Source organism: Leminorella grimontii ATCC 33999 = DSM 5078 (assembly GCF_000439085.1).
Lineage (GTDB): Bacteria > Pseudomonadota > Gammaproteobacteria > Enterobacterales > Enterobacteriaceae > Leminorella > Leminorella grimontii.
In genome coordinates this window covers 34,847-54,578 of sequence record NZ_AUUA01000012.1, presented here as the reverse complement: position 1 = coordinate 54,578, position 19,732 = coordinate 34,847, and the positions used below count along the sequence as shown (strand labels likewise).

Annotated in this window: 17 protein-coding genes and 1 tRNA gene; 10 read left to right on the top strand and 8 right to left on the bottom strand. The window is 54.7% G+C overall.

Annotated features, from left to right (window positions below; translation table 11 throughout):
- The first annotated feature begins 266 nt into the window (after nucleotides 1-266).
- The 6 genes from xylF (at nucleotide 267) to G544_RS20580 (ending at nucleotide 7,232) form a co-directional block, all read left to right on the top strand.
- Entirely contained in the window at nucleotides 267-1,265 is a 999-nt protein-coding gene (xylF, locus tag G544_RS0113460; protein WP_027275094.1) for a D-xylose ABC transporter substrate-binding protein, read from the top strand.
- A 101-nt stretch (nucleotides 1,266-1,366) separates the two neighbouring features.
- Entirely contained in the window at nucleotides 1,367-2,896 is a 1,530-nt protein-coding gene (locus G544_RS0113455; RefSeq protein WP_027275093.1) for a xylose ABC transporter ATP-binding protein, read from the top strand.
- Nucleotides 2,886-4,052, top strand: coding sequence for a xylose ABC transporter permease XylH (xylH, locus tag G544_RS0113450; protein ID WP_051155757.1), 1,167 nt, complete (start codon nucleotides 2,886-2,888; stop codon nucleotides 4,050-4,052). Before G544_RS0113455 ends, xylH begins: the two co-directional genes overlap by 11 nt.
- Nucleotides 4,053-4,182: 130 nt before the next feature.
- Entirely contained in the window at nucleotides 4,183-5,364 is a 1,182-nt protein-coding gene (xylR, locus tag G544_RS0113445) for a D-xylose utilization transcriptional activator XylR (RefSeq protein ID WP_027275091.1), read from the top strand.
- 150 nt (nucleotides 5,365-5,514) lie between these two features.
- Nucleotides 5,515-5,609, top strand: a tRNA-Sec gene (locus tag G544_RS22210).
- Nucleotides 5,610-5,759: 150 nt separating this feature from the next.
- A complete protein-coding gene (locus tag G544_RS20580) occupies nucleotides 5,760-7,232 on the top strand; it encodes an HNH endonuclease signature motif containing protein (RefSeq protein WP_081650794.1) in 1,473 nt (490 codons plus the stop codon).
- A gap of 57 nt (nucleotides 7,233-7,289) precedes the next feature.
- Here G544_RS20580 and G544_RS21765 read toward each other — a convergent pair whose 3' ends face one another.
- Nucleotides 7,290-7,454, bottom strand: a complete 165-nt coding sequence (locus G544_RS21765) for a YlcI/YnfO family protein (RefSeq protein WP_071783394.1) — start codon at nucleotides 7,452-7,454, stop codon at nucleotides 7,290-7,292.
- A gap of 131 nt (nucleotides 7,455-7,585) precedes the next feature.
- Between G544_RS21765 and G544_RS0113430 the strand changes: the two genes are divergently transcribed.
- From G544_RS0113430 to G544_RS0113420, 3 genes are all read left to right on the top strand, one after another.
- The gene (locus G544_RS0113430; protein WP_027275090.1) at nucleotides 7,586-7,870 is read left to right on the top strand and encodes a SymE family type I addiction module toxin; all 285 of its coding nucleotides are present in this window, start codon (nucleotides 7,586-7,588) and stop codon (nucleotides 7,868-7,870) included.
- Between the two features lie 357 nt (nucleotides 7,871-8,227).
- Entirely contained in the window at nucleotides 8,228-9,571 is a 1,344-nt protein-coding gene (gene argG / locus G544_RS0113425; protein ID WP_027275089.1) for an argininosuccinate synthase, read from the top strand.
- Between the two features lie 503 nt (nucleotides 9,572-10,074).
- Nucleotides 10,075-11,445, top strand: a complete 1,371-nt coding sequence (locus tag G544_RS0113420) for a class-II fumarase/aspartase family protein (protein ID WP_027275088.1) — start codon at nucleotides 10,075-10,077, stop codon at nucleotides 11,443-11,445.
- Nucleotides 11,446-11,508: 63 nt separating this feature from the next.
- Here the strand turns inward: G544_RS0113420 and G544_RS0113415 are convergent, their stop codons facing one another.
- Entirely contained in the window at nucleotides 11,509-12,396 is an 888-nt protein-coding gene (locus tag G544_RS0113415) for a MurR/RpiR family transcriptional regulator (protein ID WP_027275087.1), read from the bottom strand.
- Nucleotides 12,397-12,628: 232 nt separating this feature from the next.
- On the opposite strand from G544_RS0113415, the gene dcuC reads away from it, so the two are divergent.
- Complete coding sequence (dcuC, locus tag G544_RS0113410) at nucleotides 12,629-13,999, top strand: C4-dicarboxylate transporter DcuC (protein WP_027275086.1); 1,371 nt, start codon at nucleotides 12,629-12,631, stop codon at nucleotides 13,997-13,999.
- A gap of 87 nt (nucleotides 14,000-14,086) precedes the next feature.
- Here the strand turns inward: dcuC and G544_RS0113405 are convergent, their stop codons facing one another.
- From G544_RS0113405 to G544_RS0113380, 6 genes are all read right to left on the bottom strand, one after another.
- Nucleotides 14,087-14,590 (bottom strand): PIN domain-containing protein, encoded by a 504-nt coding sequence (locus tag G544_RS0113405; protein ID WP_027275085.1) that lies wholly within the window; start codon nucleotides 14,588-14,590, stop codon nucleotides 14,087-14,089.
- 31 nt (nucleotides 14,591-14,621) lie between these two features.
- The gene (locus tag G544_RS0113400) at nucleotides 14,622-15,080 is read right to left on the bottom strand and encodes a helix-turn-helix domain-containing protein (RefSeq protein WP_027275084.1); all 459 of its coding nucleotides are present in this window, start codon (nucleotides 15,078-15,080) and stop codon (nucleotides 14,622-14,624) included.
- Nucleotides 15,081-15,175: 95 nt separating this feature from the next.
- Nucleotides 15,176-15,931, bottom strand: coding sequence for a DeoR/GlpR family DNA-binding transcription regulator (locus G544_RS0113395; RefSeq protein ID WP_027275083.1), 756 nt, complete (start codon nucleotides 15,929-15,931; stop codon nucleotides 15,176-15,178).
- Between the two features lie 98 nt (nucleotides 15,932-16,029).
- Nucleotides 16,030-17,043 carry a 4-hydroxythreonine-4-phosphate dehydrogenase PdxA gene (pdxA, locus tag G544_RS0113390; RefSeq protein WP_027275082.1) on the bottom strand — a complete coding sequence of 338 codons (1,014 nt, stop codon included), beginning with the start codon at nucleotides 17,041-17,043 and terminating at the stop codon, nucleotides 16,030-16,032.
- A gap of 58 nt (nucleotides 17,044-17,101) precedes the next feature.
- Nucleotides 17,102-18,343: a four-carbon acid sugar kinase family protein gene (locus G544_RS0113385; RefSeq protein ID WP_027275081.1), complete on the bottom strand. Its 1,242-nt coding sequence runs from the start codon at nucleotides 18,341-18,343 to the stop codon at nucleotides 17,102-17,104.
- Nucleotides 18,344-18,406: 63 nt separating this feature from the next.
- Nucleotides 18,407-19,375 carry a 2-keto-3-deoxygluconate permease gene (locus G544_RS0113380; protein ID WP_174788512.1) on the bottom strand — a complete coding sequence of 323 codons (969 nt, stop codon included), beginning with the start codon at nucleotides 19,373-19,375 and terminating at the stop codon, nucleotides 18,407-18,409.
- Nucleotides 19,376-19,732 lie beyond the last annotated feature (357 nt).

Here is a 19,732-nt window from a genome sequence, read left to right as displayed (position 1 = left end):
ATTTTAACAATATGATTTTAATTGATTTTTATTTTTATGTGCATTTGGGTGGCTTTCATCTTTTTATATGTAAAACATGACTCCTCTCAAAAAAATGAAAATAAACTAAAAAACGTAATAAGGCGGTAAGAATCTGTAATTGATACGGTAGAAATAACTGATAACACTATAGCGGTGAGTATTTACCCTTTACCTACTGCGCACGTAGCGAATAGTGATACGGGCGTACAACTGAAATAGCTCGACCAAGAATAGGATGTGAACAAATGAAATTAAAGCATGTATTACTTGCCGTTTGTGCATCACTGGCGCTATCAGGGCATATGGCTAACGCCAAAGACGTAAAGATTGGGATGGCGATTGACGACCTGCGCCTGGAGCGCTGGCAAAAAGACCGCGACATCTTCGTCGCCAAGGCGGAATCGTTGGGCGCTAAAGTCTTCGTGCAGTCCGCTAACGGCAACGAAGAAACCCAGATGGCGCAGATTGAGAACATGATTAACCGCGGCGTCGACGTGCTGGTGATCATCCCCTACAACGGCCAGGTGCTGAGCAACGTGATTGCGGAGGCCAAGCGCGAGGGCATCAAGGTGCTGGCCTATGACCGTCTGATTAACGACGCCGACATCGATTTCTACATCTCGTTTAACAACGAAAAGGTGGGCGAGCTGCAGGCCAAGAGCCTGGTGGACCGCGTGCCGCAGGGTAACTACTTCCTGATGGGCGGTTCGCCGGTGGACAACAACGCCAAGCTGTTCCGTCAGGGGCAGATGAACGTGCTTAATCCGCTGATTAAAGAAGGCAAAATCAAGATTGTCGGCGACCAGTGGGTAGACGCTTGGTTGCCGGAGAACGCCCTGAAGATCATGGAAAACGCCCTGACCGCCAACAACAACAAGATAGACGCCGTGGTCGCCTCTAACGACGCCACCGCCGGCGGCGCGGTGCAGGCGCTGGTTGCTCAAGGGCTGGCGGGTAAAGTCGCCATCTCCGGGCAGGACGCCGACCTGGCGGGCATCAAGCGTATCGTGGCGGGCACCCAAACCATGACGGTGTACAAGCCCATCAAGCTTCTGGCTAACGAAGCGGCGGAAATCGCGGTCGATCTGGGCAGCGGCAAAGCGCCGAAGTCCAACGCTACGCTGAACAACGGCAAGAAAGACGTACCGGCCTACCTGCTGACGCCGGTTGAAGTCGAGAAGTCCAACATCGACGCTACCGTGGTAGCCGATGGCTTCCACAGCAAAGAGAGTATCTATAACTGACGGACGCACCGGGCGCGGAGTTCCCTGCGCCCGGATCCCATGGGCGACGGTCGGTTGTGCAGAACTTTCCGTCATGTTGCCCGTAGTGTGGAGTACATCCAATGCCACATCTGTTAGAAATGCGGCGCATCACCAAAACCTTTGGCGATGTTAAAGCCGTTGACGATATTTCCCTGACGCTCGATGCGGGCCAGGTGCTCTCCCTTTGTGGAGAGAACGGCTCCGGCAAGTCGACGCTGATGAAGGTGCTGTGCGGCATTTATCCGCACGGCCAGTATCAGGGCGATATCGTGTTTTCCGGTGACGTGATTGCCGCCAAGACCATTCGTGACACCGAACAAAAGGGCATCGCTATCATTCACCAGGAGCTGGCGCTGGTGAAAGAAATGACGGTGCTTGAGAACATTTTCCTCGGCTCTGAACGCTGCCGCTTCGGCGTGATGGACTACGACGCCATGTTTCTGCGCTGCCAGCGCCTGCTGGAGCAGGTGAAGCTGAACGTCAGCCCGGACGCCAAAGTGGGCGAGCTGGGGCTGGGCCAGCAGCAGCTGGTAGAGATCGCCAAGGCGCTCAATAAGCAGGTGCGCCTGCTGGTGCTGGACGAGCCGACCGCTTCGCTGACCGAAAGCGAAACTGAGATCCTGCTCGACATCATTCGCGACCTGCAAAGCCACGACATCGCCTGTATCTACATTTCCCACAAGCTGAATGAAGTGAAGGCCATCTCTGACTGGATTTGTGTGATCCGCGACGGCAAGCATATCGGCACGCGCTCGGCCGCCGAAATGAGCGAAGACGACATTATCGCCATGATGGTGGGGCGCGAGCTGAAAGAGCTGTATCCGCAGTCTGAGCACGCTATCGGCGAAGAGGTGCTGCGGGTGGAGAACCTGACCGCCTGGCACCCGATCAATACCCACATCAAGCGGGTCAACGACGTCTCCTTTTCCCTGCACAAAGGGGAAATTCTCGGCATCGCCGGGCTGGTGGGGGCGGGCAGAACCGAAACCGTACAGTGCCTGTTCGGCGCCTATCGCGGCCGCTGGCAGGGAGAGATTTTCATCAACGGCAGCCCGGTGAAAATCCGCCGCTGTCAAGACGCCATCGCCCACGGCATCGCCATGGTGCCGGAAGACCGCAAGAAAGACGGCATCGTGCCGATTATGGGCGTCGGCGCCAACATCACGCTGGCGGCGCTGGACGACTTCAGCGGCCCGCTCGGCGTGCTGAACGACGCCAAAGAGCAAGCGACGATCGGCGAGTCCATCGCGCGCCTTAAGGTAAAAACTTCGTCGGTAGAGCTGGCGATAGCCCGCCTGAGCGGCGGCAACCAGCAGAAGGCGATCCTCGCCAAGTGCCTGCTGCTCAACCCGAAAATTCTTATTCTCGATGAGCCGACGCGAGGTATCGACATCGGCGCCAAGTATGAAATCTACAAGCTGATTAACCAGCTGGTGGAGCAGGGCATCGCGCTTATCGTCATTTCGTCCGAACTGCCGGAAGTGCTCGGCTTAAGCGACCGGGTGCTGGTGATGCACGAAGGGCGCATTAAGGCCGATCTACAAAATCAGGGCTTGACGCAAGAACAGATTATGGAAGCAGCACTCAGGAGTGAACACCATGGTGAATAACATACTAACCGATACGCCGAAGGCCGCACCGCCAAAGCCCAAGCGCGTCAACCTTCAGGTTTTCGTGATGCTGGCGGCCATCGTCGTGATTATCCTGTTTTTCAGCGTCGCGACCGACGGCGCCTACATCAGCCCGCGCAATATCTCCAACCTGCTGCGTCAGACGGCGATCACCGGCGTGCTGGCGGTCGGGATGGTGTTTGTCATTATTTCGGCGGAGATTGACCTTTCCGTCGGCTCGATGATGGGGCTTTTGGGCGGCGCGGCCGCGATTTTTGACGTCTGGCTCGGCTGGCCTTTGCCGCTGACCATCGTCGTGACGCTGGCCGCAGGGTTGGTGCTCGGCGCTTGGAACGGCTGGTGGGTGGCTTACCGCAAGGTGCCGTCGTTTATCGTCACGCTCGCCGGGATGCTGGCGTTTCGCGGCATTCTGGTCGGCATCACCAACGGCACCACCGTATCGCCGACCAGCGCAGCAATGTCGCAGATTGGCCAAAGCTACCTGCCCAACGGCATCGGCTTTGGTATCGGCTTTGCGGTAATGGCGCTGTTCGTGATTTGGCAGTGGCGCCAGCGCGCCCACCGCGTAGCGCTGGGCCTGCCGGTAGCCGGCGCTTCCAGCGACGTTGGCCGTCAGAGCCTGACGGCGGTGATCCTGCTCGGCGCTATTTGGCTGCTGAACGACTACCGCGGCGTGCCGACCCCGGTGCTTATTTTGGCGGCGCTGATGATGGTCGGCATCTTTATGGCGACCCGCACCGCCTTTGGTCGCCGGATTTACGCCATCGGCGGCAACATCGACGCGGCGAGGCTGTCGGGCATCAACGTTGAGCGCACCAAGCTGGCGGTGTTCGCTATTAACGGCCTGATGGTGGCGATCGCCGGGCTGATTTTAAGCTCCCGCTTGGGCGCTGGCTCACCGTCGGCGGGCAACATCGCCGAGCTGGACGCCATCGCCGCCTGCGTTATCGGCGGCACCAGCCTCTCCGGCGGCGTGGGCAGCGTGGCCGGCGCGGTGATGGGGGCGTTTATCATGGCTTCGTTGGACAACGGCATGAGTATGCTCGACGTACCGACCTTCTGGCAGTACATCGTCAAGGGCACCATCCTGCTGCTGGCGGTATGGATGGACTCGGCGACCAAGAAGCGGGCCTGATACTTCGGCGATCCGCCCCGCACGTTTTTTTCGATCTGCGCCGCAGGGTGGGATTGGGGAACGTGCGGGGCGTTGAATTTTATAGTAAGTTTATCAACGGGTAGCGCTGCTTTATTGGGAACTGTACGCCATGTTTGAAAAACGCTTTCGCATTACGCTGCTGTTTAACGCCAACAAGGTCTACGATCGTCAGGTGATTGAGGGCGTCGGCGAGTATTTGCAGGCGTCGCTGTGCGACTGGGATATTTTCATTGATGAAGACTTCCGCTGTCGGATAGACAGCGTCAAGGCGTGGCTGGGCGACGGCGTAATTGCGGACTTTGACGATCCGGCCATTGAGCAGGCGCTCAGCGGTTTGGACATTCCAGTAGTTGGCGTCGGCGGCTCCTACCATCGCGATGAGGACTACCCCAAGGCGCACTACATCGCGACAGACAACCACGCGCTGGTCAAGATGGCGTTTGAGCACCTGAAGGAGAAGGGGCTCAACCATTTCGCCTTTTACGGCCTTCCCCATGATGACACCCACCGTTGGGCGCAGGAGCGCGAGCACGCGTTTCGCCAGCTGGCGGCAGAGGGCAACTACCGCAGCTCGGTCTATCAGGGCATGGAGACCGCGCCGGAGAACTGGAAGCACGCTCAAAACCGCCTGTCGGACTGGCTGCAAAACCTGCCCGCCCACACCGGCATTATCGCCGTGACCGACGCCCGCGCCCGTCACCTTTTGCAGGTGTGCGAGCATTTAGGCATCGCGGTGCCGGAGAAGCTGTGCGTGATCGGCATCGACAACGAAGAGCTGACGCGCTATCTGTCCCGCGTGGCGCTGTCGTCGGTGGCGCAGGGCTCGCGGCAGATGGGCTATCAGGCCGCCAAGCTGCTGCACCGGCTGCTGAGCGGGCAGGGCGAGCTCCCCATTCAGCGCATTTTGGTGCCGCCGATGAAGGTGGTGGAACGCCGCTCGACGGACTACCGCTCGCTGCACGACCCGGCGGTGATCCAGGCGATGCACTTTATCCGCAACCACGCCTGCAAGGGCATCAAGGTCGAGCAGGTGCTGGACGAAGTCGGCCTCTCCCGTTCCAACCTGGAGAAGCGCTGCCGCGACGAAACCGGCAACACCATCCATAACCTTATCCATCAGGAAAAGCTCAACCGCGCCTGCGAGTTTCTGGCGGCCAGCACGCTGTCGATTAACGAGATTTCGCAGATGTGCGGCTACCCGTCGCTGCAGTATTTCTACTCGGTGTTTAAGAAGGCGCACGGCATTACGCCGAAGGAGTATCGGGACAGGTATGGGGAGTTGGTTTACTAGAGCCTGCTTTCACCAAGCGCCCGTGTTGCGCGGATGTGAAAAGGGGGCGTTTTCAGGACTACCATCTTGAGCGTTTAACGGTATAATCAACGGGCTTTACCCCTCTCCGTACGGCGTTGTTTTTCTTCACGCCAGCGCCTCTGAGCCAACGGAAAGTCATCGTCCCCGGTGGGGCGGCTGGACTTCAAATCCAGATGGGGCCGCCAGCGGTCCTTGGCAGGTTCGACTCCTGTGGCTTTCCGCCAAGTTAATTTCCTTATTATTTACTAATAAGAAAGGGCTTTATTTAGCTGAAGAATTATATTTAATGTGTTAATTTGTGAGTTAACTCACTGAATATTATGAAATAATGTAATAATTGTATTTATTATCTATACTGATTGGTTATCGCTTATATGAAAAATCATGCTATTGCATCATCGTTGATTGAGGCTTTAAATAGTGCTGAAGTAAGCAATGAGATGGCTACAACTGTTTCGGATATGCTCGTTAGTATAGAAAAGAAACGAGTTTTGAAGAGTAAAAAAAATAAGAATGAAAAAAAAGGTAAAAAAACGTTATCTAATAAAATTGAAGTAAAGAATGTTATTCATGATACTTTAAATATATTAGATAACGAAGAGCGCAAGAAGCGCATTGAGAGGCATCGTAAAAATATAGAAAAAAGACCATATTTTTATTCATCATTAGATGACCTCGTAGTTATGCGGGAGAAGATGAAAAATGAAAAAAATAAATATGAAAGTAAAAATAATCTCACTCCTAATGTTAAATATGTGAGACGAATAGTTAGTTGTAGAAATATGCTCTCGACAATCAGTGATGAAATTACGTTGAAAGTTGAAGAATATAAATTAAAGGGACGTTCTATTCCTAGAAGTTTACTTGTAAATGATGGGTTCATATTATCAGATGAGGCAATAAAACGGGATGAACAGCGTAGAAAGATGATTGAAGAGGAAGCTAAAGCAGATTTAAGATTAAGAGAAGCTATTGCTAATAGATTTTCCACTCGACTAGAATATCCTATTGAAATTAAGGTAAAAAATGATATTAATAAACCTGCTTTGGATTATTCTTCTTTAAATTCGAATATTAGATCTTCTGAACCTTTAGATAAAAGGATAGTAAATGATTTTTTTGACGGAAAACTCTATCAATACTTGATTAGAACAATTAATAAAAATGACGCGTGGAAGATCTGTAAAAATAGAGAGCTAAGTGAGTTATATAAAAAATCTCCTTTTGATCCTATGGGTTTTTCTTATTTTAATTCAGTTTGTTATAGAATTATGATTAACTGTAATATGGCTAGTCATGATGCTAACTTAATATCCATGAATAGAGATGAGTCAGAGAGATATTTAAGTGAATATATTTCAAATAATACTAAAAATAAAATAAAGAGAGAAAACTATGTGCATAGTATTAAAAGTAGAAAGAGAATTAGGAATATAGTAAAATTAAATGAAGTTTTTGATGAAGGTATTTTAAGGAAAAATTTACTAATAAGAACCCCTGCGTTACAATTAGATTTTAAATATAGGGTATTAGATAATTTTTATTATACGTGCGCAGTAACTGGACAAAAAATACCAGCACTTCTTCAGGCTTGCCATATTGGAGATTATTCAATGACTCGTAGTATGAGTACAAGTAATGGAATTCTACTTGTTTCAGATTGTCATAATTTATTTGATAATAATTTGATGGGTATTGAACCAGAGAGACTTACGGTTCATTTCAATGTTAAATGTATTTATGCCGATCTTTTTGAAGGTAAGAAAATATCAAAACATAAATATCAATTGGATAAGAAATATCTATTATTAAAGTGGAAATTATTTAATTATAATAAAAACATATAAATATATTACGTTCCCTTACTCTTCATCCCTGGCTTAGTTTTCAGTACATTGTTAGTCCTATTTGTTTTTTAAAAGCCTTAACCTACAAGCCTCCTTCACCCAAGCACTAAAATTCCCTTTCCCAGCAGCTTTCTCAATCTGTTCTAAAAGATCGTCCTCAAACCGAATATTTTTAGTAGTGCTTTTCGAACGATCGAAATTATGCTTCTTTTTCTCTTGCATGGTAGGTACCACTAAGGTAGAGTAATTATCAGATGGTACCTACCATCCGATATGAATTCAATAAGCAACGCCCCGGTCGTGTTGGCGCACGCCGGAGCGTCTAACCACAATCAACTATCACGGAGCTGATCATGGCTAACCCCCATTCTACCCCAAAATCCCCCATTTCCCGAACCGAACGTCGCTATCACGTGAGATATCGTCCGCTACAAGCGAAGAGAGACGTCCCGATGCTGAATATCTCCGGCCTCTGGCTGAAAGAGGTTGGGTTCGACATCGGCAAAGGATTTACCGTCAAGGTGATGAACGGCTGCCTGGTATTGATAGCCGACACCGATCGTGAAACGGTGCTAAGTGCTCGCCTTAAGCAGGTTCAATGCGCGGTGAAGAACGTAAAAACGGCCATCGCGGTTTGACGTAAAGCGGGGCTGATGGGTAATTTTCGTTAGCCCCGTTTAAACAGATAAATGAGAGAAGCCTTCCAAATTCTCAAATCCATTTATAAAGAAGGTGAGCTTGAACAAAATGCAACCTGTAAGCCTGACTTACAGGTTCGGCAATAGGCAGGCTATCACCGCTTGATGAACCTCAAAAAACGCCATACTATCCCAGACATGCCTCCCCTATTGGGCAAAAAAGTTCAACAAAGCGCTTCCCTTTTCTTGTAAAACGCGGTTAAATTTAAAATCATTTTTTATGCATAAAAATGCATTTTGTGATTAAAAGAAAATAAACCGATTTTGCCATCAGCATATCAAGCAGGGTTCTATCTTATGACAACGATTCTCAAGCATCTCCCCGTAGGTCAACGTATCGGTATTGCCTTCTCCGGTGGGCTGGACACCAGCGCCGCGCTGCTGTGGATGCGCAAGAAAGGGGCGGTTCCCTATGCCTACACGGCGAATCTGGGCCAGCCGGATGAAGACGATTACGAGGAGATCCCTCGCCGCGCGATGGAGTACGGCGCGGAAAACGCTCGCCTGATCGACTGCCGCAAGCAGCTGGTAGCGGAAGGCATTGCCGCCATCCAGTGCGGCGCGTTTCATAACACCACCGGCGGGCTGACCTACTTCAACACCACGCCGCTGGGCCGCGCGGTTACCGGCACCATGCTGGTCAGCGCCATGAAGGAAGACGGCGTCCACATCTGGGGCGACGGCAGCACCTATAAGGGAAACGACATCGAGCGCTTCTACCGCTACGGCCTGCTGACCAACGCCGAGCTGAAAATCTACAAGCCGTGGCTGGATACCGACTTTATCGACGAGCTGGGCGGGCGTCAGGAGATGTCCGAATTTATGACCGCCTGCGGCTTCGGTTACAAGATGTCCGCCGAAAAGGCCTATTCCACCGACTCCAACATGCTGGGCGCGACCCACGAAGCCAAGGATCTGGAGTTCCTTAACTCCAGCGTGAAGATCGTCAACCCGATCATGGGTGTGAAGTTCTGGGATGAAAACGTCAAGATCGCCGCCGAAGAAGTAACCGTTCGCTTCGAACGGGGCCACCCGGTGGCGCTGAACGGCAAAACCTTTAGCGACGACGTCGAAATGATGCTGGAAGCCAACCGCATCGGCGGCCGCCACGGCCTCGGCATGAGCGACCAGATCGAGAACCGCATCATCGAAGCGAAAAGCCGCGGTATCTATGAAGCTCCGGGCATGGCGCTGCTGCACATCGCCTACGAGCGCCTGCTGACCGGCATCCACAACGAAGACACCATTGAGCAGTATCACGCGCACGGTCGCCAACTGGGGCGCCTGCTTTATCAAGGCCGCTGGTTCGACTCCCAGGCGCTGATGCTGCGCGACGCCCTACAACGCTGGGTCGCCAGCGCCATTACCGGCGAAGTGACGCTGGAGCTACGTCGCGGCAACGACTACTCCATCCTTAACACCGTCTCCGACAACCTGACCTACAAGCCGGAGCGCCTGACGATGGAAAAAGGCGAGTCAGTGTTCTCACCGGATGACCGCATCGGCCAACTGACCATGCGCAACCTGGACATCACCGACACGCGGGAGAAGCTGTTCGGCTACACCCAGGTCGGCCTGCTGTCCACCTCCTCCACCGTCGGCCTGCCGCAGGTAGAGAATCTGGAAAATAAGGCGGAATAATTTCGCTATAGACTTAAGGCCGCCGTTGAGCGGCCTAATAATGATGATGCCTAGAAGTAAGCCCTGAGCGATCTGTTGAGTTAATCGGAGGGAGAGTCTTCCGTTGGGGTCGACTTGGCGTAAGCCAACGAAGGGCCCCTAGGAAGGCTATGCCCGACGCACTCCCAAGGCTAATAAAAGCGCCCTACCGACCGAGCACGGCGGTGATATAAGCACAGTGTGTTTTCGGTCGGAATATCCACCAATGCTGATTTTATAGGGCTATCAATAATAATGTTGGTGCTCCAATCCTGCACATTACCCTCCCAAAAAATCACTCCCCCATTTATGTTAACCCCATCACATTTCCCCCACTAACCGCCCCCCTACCCATGGGAAACTCACATTCTCATTTTTCTTAAAAAGCAATTGGCCGAGAATTTCGGCTATTCATGCAGCAATAGGCGCGGTTGGGTTATACCCTAATAAATAGCAGCGCTTATTCACCTAAACGGGAGTCCCTCATGCGCGGTAGCCTTAGCTCAGTCTTCGATTCAGAGCTGTATTCATCTCTGTTCACACAGCCGGAAATGAAGCAGATCTGGTCCGATGAAAACCTGATCAACTGCTGGCTGACGTTTGAAACGACGATCGCCCGCGTGCAGGCGGAACTGAACATTATTCCGACCCAGGCGGCAGACGACATCGCCGCCACCTGCCGTACGCTTAAGATCGACTGGCCGCGGCTGGCCGCCGACACTCGCTCTGTCGGCATGGCCATTAAGCCGCTGGTCGATCAGATAACCGACGCCGGTACGCCGCTGGTGAAAAAATATCTCCACTGGGGATGCACCACGCAGGATCTGCTGGACACCGCGCTAGCGATGCGCGTGAAGCAGTCCCTTCTCCTGTTGCGCGGTCAGCTCGTTACGCTCGGCGAGAATTTGAGAACCATGGCGCTGGCGCACAAGGCGACGGTGATGGTGGCCAGAACCAACTCGATGGATGCGTCCGCCACCACCTGGGGGCTACAGGTCAGCAGCTATCTGGGGGAGGTGGCTCGCCACCTTCAGCGTCTCGATAGCCTTTACCCGACGGCCATTACCGGCATGTTCGGCGGCGCGGTGGGCAACCTGTCGTCCGTGGGCATGCACGGCATGGAAACCCGCAGAAATCTGATGGACGCCTTGGGGCTGTCCACACCCGTCGGCATGATGAACGCCAGTCAGGACAACGTCGTGCAGGTGGTTCAGTTCTTCGCGTTGGTGCATGGCACGCTGTGCCGGATGGCCAATGACGTGGAAAATATGGGCCGTGCGTCGATTGCCGAAGTGCGAGAAGGCGAGGGCGGCGGCGGCTCCAGCACCATGCCGCACAAAACCAACCCGCGCGCCAGCAACATGATCCAGACGCTGTCCCGCATGGGCTGGATGTATGCGTCCGGCTCCGCCAACCTGCTCGACCAGCAGGACGTTCGGGCCGCATCCATGCGCGTGCTCAACTGGACGGTATTGCCGGAGGCCGCGCTGGCGCTGTCCGCCAGCCTGGATCGCGCCTGTCGTCTGGTGACGCACCTGGTGGTCGATAAGCAGAGAATGAGAGACAACTTCAGCGCGTCGAAAAACTTCATTATGTCCGAATCCGTATCGATGAGGCTGGCCGACAAAATCGGCCGCGACGAAGGCTACCACATCATGAAGGCGCTGCTGAAAGACGCCGACGGCTCGAAAGATCTCCAGCAGCTCGCCCTCGGCTGTGAGCGAATTCGCGAAACGCTGACGGAAGAAGAGATCCTCGCCGCCTGCGATCCCTCTTCCTACCTCGGCTGTAACGATGCGCTGATTGATGAAACCGTCGCGTTTTTTGACTCGGTGGAGAAAACGCTGAAAGCGTAACGGGAATAATCGGAATGAAGCCCTGCAAGAGCGATCTTTCGGGGCTTCATTTTTGGAAATAGCCTATTTCGGCAGCGGTGAAAACGTCTCAAAAAAGACGAACAGCTCTTCCAACTGGTCAAAGTTGCCTTCGCCTTCCCCCTGTTCGTACGCCAGATGCAGCACCAGCTCAACGAAGAAGAAGCCGATGATCCGGCTTTTGAACACCGACTGCGCGTCGCTCGGCAGGACAAACTGCAAATTGCAGAACTTGCCGTAGGGGTTGGACTCCGAGTTGGTCAGCAGCACCACCACGGCGTCCTTCTTGCGAAACCACTCCGTCACCCGGATAACCACCCGGTTAAACCGGTAGTAGGAAAAGACGATCAGCACGTCGCGGTTCGAGATATTCAACAGGGACTTCGGCAAATCGCCCGCGTCGACGGAAAGCAGCGTCACTTTATCTCTGAAATACTTGATAAGCGTCGTGAAGTGCTCCGCCATGGCGTGAGAAGAAGAAGGACCAATCACGTAGATGCGCCGCTCGGCGTCTAAAATCAGCTTGATGAACTCGTCCAGGCTTTGGATATCGATGCTGTTCTTGAAGCTTTCAAACAGGGCGGAGACGTTCTTGTTAAATTCGGCGACGATCTCTGCCGTGGAGGTTTTGGGCCTTTCCTGCGCGCGGGACGCCAGCTCGAACGGCGGTGCCAGCTTTTGCTGTGACAGGGTGTCTTCCAGCGCGCGCCGGAAGGCGGAATAGCCGGTATATCCCAGCTTGTTTAAGAAGCGACCGACGGTGGCCTTGCTGACCGCCGCGTTGCGGGCCAGATCGACGATGCCGTGGAAGGGGAGTTCGCTAAAGTGCCTCTTGATGTAGTCGTCGAGCCGGCATTCTGAGTCGGTCAGCGAATGCAGGTTGGCCGTTTGTGCAATATAGTCTTCCAGCGTCAGCGGGACGTTGTTTTTCATTGACTGCTGCTCCTGAGCTGTATCCATGACGCTCTGTCGAACTGCGATCCCGCGCACATTTTATTGTGAGAAAAAGAGTTTCTCATTTAGCTGAAGATCCCCCACTCCTACTATGGCTCCGTAAAGGATCCGCGCAATAACCAAAGAACGTCATACGCACGATTTACTTAGGCGCGAAGCGATCCCATCGTAGTTCTTTCCACCCGGAAAAACAAACAGAAGGACACACCACATGACCGCACTCATCGTCGCGATAGTGATTACGATCGTTGCCGCATGGTTGATTATCAAAAATTATCAGCCGCAGACCGTGCTGCTGCTGGCGGGGCTTTTGCTGCTGACTATCACCGCCATTTTTTATCCGGAAAAAAGCATTCTGTACGGCAAGGCGACGTCGACGGGCTCCGTCTGGCTGGATATCTTCGCCTTTGCCAAAGGCTCGCTGACCACCCAGATTGCGGGCATCGGCCTTATCATCATGGCGGCGGGCGGCTTTGCCAGCTACATGGACCACATTAAGGCCTCGAACGCGATGGTTAACGTCTGCATTCGCCCTTTGCAGGTAATTAAGGCACCGTACCTGATTCTGGCGCTCGGCTACATTTGCGCGCAGATGCTGCACGTGGCGATCTCCAGCGCGGCCGGGCTTGCGATGCTGCTGTTGGTAACCTTCTTCCCGGTGCTGGTTCGCTTAGGCGTGAGCAAAGCGGCGGCGGCGGCTATGATCGGCCTGTGTGCGTTTATGGACCTCGGCCCGGCGGTGGGCACCGCGAACCTGGCGGCCAAGCATGCGGGGATGGAAGCGGCGGTTTATTTTGCGCACTATCAGATGCCGGTTGCCGTGGCGGTTATGGTTGTGGTGTCGGTGCTGATTTTCTTTACCGCCAAGTACTACGATAAAAAAGAGGGGCACGTCGTTGTTATTCAAGACGCGGTTGACGCGAACGCCCCGAAGGAAGAGCAGGCGCCGACCTTCTACGCGCTGCTGCCCGTCTTCCCGGTGATTCTGGTGCTGGTGTTCAGCCCGCTGGTTATCAACACCATCAAGATTGACGTCGTGACCGCGATGATTATCGGCACGCTGACGGCATTTGTGTGCGAGCTTATCGTCAAACGCGACCTCCTCGCCTGCTGCAAGGGCGTTCAGGTGTTTTTCAAAGGCATGGGCGGCATGTTCACCAGCATCGTTTCCCTGCTGGTCTGCGCCGATATTTATGCGCAAGGGATGCAAACCATCGGCGCCATCGACTATCTGCTTGAGTCGGTGCAGAACGCGGGCTTTGGCTTTACCAGCATGACCATCGTGATGACGCTGCTGGTGGGCATCACGGCGGTGCTGACGGGCTCAGGCGTTGCCGCCTTCTTCTCCTTCGCGGGCCTTGCGCCGTCTATTGCGACCAAGTTCGGCGCCAGCGCGGTCAGTATGATCCTGCCGATGCAGCTGATGGCGGGGATGGGGCGCTCTATCTCCCCGGTGGCGGGCATCATCATTGCGGTCAGCAAGGCCGGCGAATGTTCGCCGTTCGCCATCGTAAAACGAACGCTGATCCCCGCGCTGGGCGGCATCGTGACGATGTTTGTGGTGAACTTCCTGGTGTTTTGACGCAGGAACATTTTCTGACGAAATAAACGCGTCGCCCGGTGAACGTGCAGTTTTCCGGGCGATGTGTTTGTAAGGCGTACAAAAGCATTAGAAGGCGTGAACGAACGCCTTTAATGCATTAACCGTCATCGATAAGCCCTGTTTTAACAGCATTTCCAAAAAATCGTCCGCGGCCATTGGCGGATGCTTGAGCGACTGACGTTGCCGTCTTACGGCCTCAAGCGTTAGGGCGTGATTGAGGTCGAACAGGTCGGAGATAAATTCATTCGGGTGGAGGGCTTCGACGTTAAACGGCGCCAGTGAGTGATGCGGAAAGTCTTTTTGGTTGAACGTTACAATCACTTCAGCCTTGGCGCGTATCGCCGCCGCCAGCACGTGCCTATCGTCTTCATCGGGAAGCGTTAACCCTTTTATCAACGGTTCATAGCGCGTGACGTTAGCGTCCGGCAGGGCGTGGTTCATCAGGCTAACGGTGCGCCTGAGTGCTTCCGGCGCGATGTCAGGCCGTTTCTCCAGCAGGTTGGTTCGCCATTCATCCTGAATGCGATTGCTCCATTTCGGTTGATATAAACCCACGATCCCTAAGTGCATCAGTAAATCCCTTAACCTCGCGGGACACACCCTAGTACATCCCTAAATCCTGCGCCTGCTCTGCCAGCGCCTGCATAGCGTCGAGGCTTTCGCGTTCGCGCGCTTTCTTATAGGCCATCAGGTCTGCAAACAGCACCCTGCGATGTCGCCCGGTTTTGTGAAACGGCAGCTTGCCTTCTTCCAACAGTTTCACCATGTGAGGGCGCGAAACGTTGAGCATGTTGGCGGCTTCCTGCGTCGTCAGCTCCGCGTGAACCGGTACGATCTGCACGGCGTTGCCGGCTGCCAGCTCTCCAAGGATGTCTATTAACATCGTCAGCGCGCTGGTTGGCAACTCGATAGTGTGGGTTTTGCTATCCGCGTCGAGAATTGAAATGCGCTGGGTTTCCAGTTTCGTGGAAAGATGCGCGATAAGTTCTCGTTTTCCCCGCTGGGCCAGTTCAATTTCACGGGGAGCGGGAAGGTTAAGATTGGTTAACGTTGTCGCCATAGAGATTATCCTCTGTTCGTCGTTTTCAAGAGAATAATCGAAATAAACGAAAATAACAATATTCGAAATAAACGAAATTTCAGGGGGCTTCTGTTCTACGCCCGCGTTACCTTTCCCCCCGCGTCGACAAACGGCTCGGTGGCTTCGTCAGGCGCGGACTTATCGGTAATCAGATGCCACCTTGCCGGGAACGGCGCCCAGGCGGACTGGGAGGCGGCGCCAAGCTTGGTGCTGTCGGCCAGAATGAAGGTTTCCGCCGCCTGACGCATCATCAGGCGCTTGAGAGAGGCCTGTTCGAGCGTCGCTTCGCATAGGCCCCGGTCGGCCACCACGCCGTCGGCGCTGGTGAACAGGCGAGCGGCGGTGAGGGTGCGCATCGCTTCTTCCGCCAGAGGGCCGTAGCTGGTCATGCTGATAGGACGGATGGTGCCGCCGAGCAGAATAAGGGAAATGCCGGGCGCGTCGGCCAGCAGCCAGGCGACTTTCATATTGTTGGTAATGACGCGAAGGGTTCGTTCCCGCAGCAGTTGAGCGAGAGCGGTAACCGTCGATCCGCCGTCGAGAATAATGGTTTCTTCGTCCTGAATGTAGGATACAGCGGCGCGTGCGATGGCCTGCTTGGCTTCGATGTTGCGCACTTCGCGCTCCGCCAGGGTTTCTTCAACCCCAATGGGGGCAAGAATGGCGCCGCCGTAGGTGCGCATAACCGCTTTTTCTTTGGAAAGGCGCTGCAGATCGCGCCGCACGGTGGAGGGAGAAACGCCGAAGCGTTCCGCCAGCACGTCGACGTCGGCTTCGCCCTCGGCGAGGGCTATCAGAATTTGTTCTCGGCGTTCTCTGCTTTGGCGCATGGTAGCCCAAACCTCCCTTTGCTTAATTAGGCGCTATTTTGGCAGAAAATAGCGCCATTGTCTGTGACGAAGGAAGAATTTGAGCTCCGTTCAGTAGGTTAGGCCCTTCCCTTCGGCGCAAGCATAACGGCCTGACGCAGGGCTTCCATCAGGCTGGCTTCGTCAGCGATGCCTTTGCCAGCGATGTCGAAGGCGGTGCCGTGGTCGACCGAGGTACGAATCACCGGTAGGCCGATAGTGATGTTGACGCCGTCGGCGATGCCCATCACCTTGATCGGGCCGTGGCCTTGGTCGTGGTACATGGCGATCACCACGTCGAAGTCGCCGCGCGTGGCCCTGAAGAACAGGGTATCAGCGGGTAGCGGACCTTCCACGTTCCAGCCCTTGGCCTTGCAGGCGGTAATGGCAGGAATGATTTTGGTCTCTTCTTCGCCGTAGCCGAACAGGCCGTTTTCGCCCGCGTGCGGGTTAATGGCGCAAACGCCGATGCGCGGGTTTTCGATGCCGGCACGGATAAGCGTTTCGTGGGCGCGCCCGATGGTGCGTTCTACCAGACCCGGTTCGATTTTGGCGATGGCGTCAATCAGGCCGATATGGGTGGTGACGTGCACCACGCGCAGGTTCGGCGCGCTCAGCATCATCGACACTTCCGGCGTACCGGTAAGGTAGGCCAGCGTCTCGGTATGGCCGGGGAACTTGTGCCCGGCGAGGTACATCGCTTCCTTGCTGAGTGGCGCAGTGCAGATGGCCTGCGCCTGACCGGCTTTTACCAGCTCGACGGCCTTCTCGATAAAACGATAGGACCCTTCGCCGGCCTCTTTGGAAACCTGACCAAACGGCAGCCCGGCGGGGATAATGTCCAAATCAATACAGTCGATGGTACCAAAGGTGAAAGCCGCGCCTTCCGGCGTTTTCAGGCTGTTAACGACGAGGTCGGACTTAAGCAGCTTTGCCGCTTCCTGAAGCCTTTTTGCGTCGCCAATCACCAGCGGCCGGGCCGTTTCGTAAACAGAGCGATGGCTTAAGCTCTTCACGATAATTTCAGGGCCAATACCGGCTGCGTCTCCCATAGTGACGGCAATAACGGGACTTAATGTTGATGCGTTAGGCATATTAAACGTTTCCTTTTAACAATATGAAACTGGGCATAATTTTACCAAAACTTGCTCTTTACTGGCGCTCGCTCAACGCATGAATGCGCTCAAGGCAGCGGGGCAGCGTGTTCTCGCCGCCGAATGCGCCTGCCTTAGTAACGACCGGCGTGCGGACCTGCCCAATCGACAGGCCGAGCGGGATGCCGCTTTCCACTTCTTCGATAAGATCGAGTCCGTTGACGCCAAAGTGGTTCAGCAGGGCGACCGCAGTGTCGCCGCCGGTGGCGATAAGCCCGCCGACAACGTCGGCCGCCGGGCGCAGCGAGGCGGCCAGGCTGTCCATCAGGCGAGTGCCTAAAGTGAGGTCGGGCGATTCGGTCAGCGCGACCTCAACCAGCACGTCCTGCCCGCTGGCGAGGTCGGCCAGTACCGAGGCGGTTACCGCGTCAAGCCGGGATTTGTCGTCTGCCAAAATGACGTCCGGGCCGATAAGCGCATGGCGCACTTTACCGGACTCAACCAGACGTTGCGCTGAGGCGCGCGAGGCTTCGGCCAGGCTACCGACGGCGATCAGCACGCCGCCTCGTTTTGCCTGCAAGTTTAAAGAAAGGCTATGCGTGGCCTTGTTTTCCTGCCGGGCGAGCGCGGCGGCGAGGCCGCCTGAACCAACCCAAAACAGGTGCTGTGCGCGCGGCAAAGTTGCTGCGGCGATAATATCCAGATCGTCTTCGCTGGCGGCGTCGCATACCAGCGCCGCCAGGCCCTTGCTTCGGGCTTCATCAATGAGATGACCCAGTTCCTGCGCGCCTTGGCGCACGCAGGCGAGAGAAACGGCCTCGGCGGGCAGGCCCGCCTCGGTTAAAATTGTCGGGATGTGGGCGCTTTCGTAAGTATGATCCCGTGCCCATAGCGGGGTAGACTCCAGCGGCTGCCCCTGAACCAGCACGGCGCCGCCTTCGGTGGTGCGCCCGGTGCCGGGGAAGGCGGGCGTGACGATAACGAACGCGCCAGCGCCTTTTTCTTTAAGAAAATCGACGGTAGCTACCAGTTCGGCGGCCGGCTGGCCGCGCAGGGTTGAGTCAACCTTTTTGTAAAGCAGCGTATTGGGTGACCAGAAGCGCTCAAGCGCTTCCCGGTGGGCCGAAGCGGCTTGCGCCGCCGTCAGGGCCCGGCTTTCGATATTGGCCGACACGACGGGCGCGCTTGAGTTACCTTCTCCCCAACAGACCGCTGCGGGCGTTCCCACCTTGGTGAAGGCGATTGCGCAGTCGGCGGCGCCGGTCAGGTCGTCGGCGGCAATGAACCAGTTAGATTGCATAGCGTTTCTCCTAAATCACGCGCAGTGTCAATGTTACCGTTTATTCTTATCGTGCTGTCGTGCTTATTCTGGGTCAGGGATATCCTTCGGCGCACCGAATTTCTTCGCACCCCACGCGGTAACCAGCGGCGTAAGAATGGCCGTCACTACCACACAGGCGGCTACCAGCGCCGTTGCGTGCTTGGCGGCTTCCGCATAGGCCGGGTTCGAGGCGGCGACTATCGCCGGTACGGCCGCCGCGTTACCCGCCGTCGAGGCCGCAGCAAGCCCGGCTACCCCCGTTCCGCCAGTCAGGCGATCGCCGATAAACAGAGTAAAGCCGGTGACGACAACTACGCCCACGCCCAGCAGGACGCCCATCAGGCCCGCCTGCCAGATCTTGGTCAGATCGAGGCCAAAGCCCAGAGACAGTGCGAAGAACGGGATCATGACCGGGCTGGCAACCTTAAGGAAGTCGCGCATTTCACGGTCGAGGTTACCGATAAGCATACCGAATACGAGCGGCAGAATAGCGCCAACCATCGTTTGCCACGGGAAGGCGGAAAGGCCGGCCAGGCCGAGCGTGACCATGGTCAGGAACGGGCCGGACTCCAGACACATGATGGAGTAGGCGCCGATGTCGCGCGGCTTGCCGTACTGGCCCATCAGCGCCATATACAGGCCGCCGTTGGTGTCGTTCAGCGCGGCGACGACTGCCAGCGTCGACAGGCCGTAGAACAAGCCGCTGTCGATCGGCGCTTCGCCGAGGAATTGGCCTAACACGATGCCGATAATGGCCGCGGTGCCGATCTTCACGCCAAATAGCGTTCCGCCTTTCTTAAGAATGTAAGGCGTCGCTTTAATGTCGATGCTTGCGCCCATACACACGTAGAAGACGGCGAGAATGCTTAACGAGCCGTTGAACAGAGCCCCGGTGAAGGAACCGAAGTAGGTTGCCGTCTGGGGGAAGAAAGTTGAAATGAACGCTCCGGCGAAAAGCGGGACGACCATCATGCCTCCCGGTACGGCTTCTATGGCGCGTTTAATGCGGATTTGGGCCATTTATATCTCCTTGAGTTGCGTGGTTTGAGCGCATTGAGTGCGTTCTTTGAGCATGACTCTAGTTTTTTTTATAAAAGTGCGCAAATAAATTGTTCAAATGCGTGATCTACGCAAAAAATTGCATCATGCGCAATTTTATAAATAAGACTTAAGTCTACGATTAGTAAGAAGTTAAGTGGTATTGGTCTTTTTTGATAAAAAATAAGCCCTGTGGAAAAGATAGCGCCCAGATTTAGCCATAGCGCTTTTTTGCGCATTTTGATTAACGAAGTCGATTGGTCTGCATTGGGGGGATGCGCGGTACGTCGTTCGGTCAGCGATCTCAAAACGTGGCGCATCCACCAGAAA

Coding starts and splice junctions, on each gene's coding strand:
- pdxA (WP_027275082.1), bottom strand. CDS start 17,043: ATGCCTAACGCATCAACATTAAGTCCCGTTATTGCCGTCACTATGGGA.
- xylH (WP_051155757.1), top strand. CDS start 2,886: ATGGTGAATAACATACTAACCGATACGCCGAAGGCCGCACCGCCAAAG.
- G544_RS20580 (WP_081650794.1), top strand. CDS start 5,760: ATGAAAAATCATGCTATTGCATCATCGTTGATTGAGGCTTTAAATAGT.
- dcuC (WP_027275086.1), top strand. CDS start 12,629: ATGACCGCACTCATCGTCGCGATAGTGATTACGATCGTTGCCGCATGG.
- G544_RS0113385 (WP_027275081.1), bottom strand. CDS start 18,343: ATGCAATCTAACTGGTTCATTGCCGCCGACGACCTGACCGGCGCCGCC.
- xylR (WP_027275091.1), top strand. CDS start 4,183: ATGTTTGAAAAACGCTTTCGCATTACGCTGCTGTTTAACGCCAACAAG.
- argG (WP_027275089.1), top strand. CDS start 8,228: ATGACAACGATTCTCAAGCATCTCCCCGTAGGTCAACGTATCGGTATT.
- G544_RS21765 (WP_071783394.1), bottom strand. CDS start 7,454: ATGCAAGAGAAAAAGAAGCATAATTTCGATCGTTCGAAAAGCACTACT.
- G544_RS0113405 (WP_027275085.1), bottom strand. CDS start 14,590: ATGCACTTAGGGATCGTGGGTTTATATCAACCGAAATGGAGCAATCGC.
- G544_RS0113430 (WP_027275090.1), top strand. CDS start 7,586: ATGGCTAACCCCCATTCTACCCCAAAATCCCCCATTTCCCGAACCGAA.
- G544_RS0113395 (WP_027275083.1), bottom strand. CDS start 15,931: ATGCGCCAAAGCAGAGAACGCCGAGAACAAATTCTGATAGCCCTCGCC.
- G544_RS0113400 (WP_027275084.1), bottom strand. CDS start 15,080: ATGGCGACAACGTTAACCAATCTTAACCTTCCCGCTCCCCGTGAAATT.
- G544_RS0113420 (WP_027275088.1), top strand. CDS start 10,075: ATGCGCGGTAGCCTTAGCTCAGTCTTCGATTCAGAGCTGTATTCATCT.
- xylF (WP_027275094.1), top strand. CDS start 267: ATGAAATTAAAGCATGTATTACTTGCCGTTTGTGCATCACTGGCGCTA.
- G544_RS0113455 (WP_027275093.1), top strand. CDS start 1,367: ATGCCACATCTGTTAGAAATGCGGCGCATCACCAAAACCTTTGGCGAT.
- G544_RS0113415 (WP_027275087.1), bottom strand. CDS start 12,396: ATGAAAAACAACGTCCCGCTGACGCTGGAAGACTATATTGCACAAACG.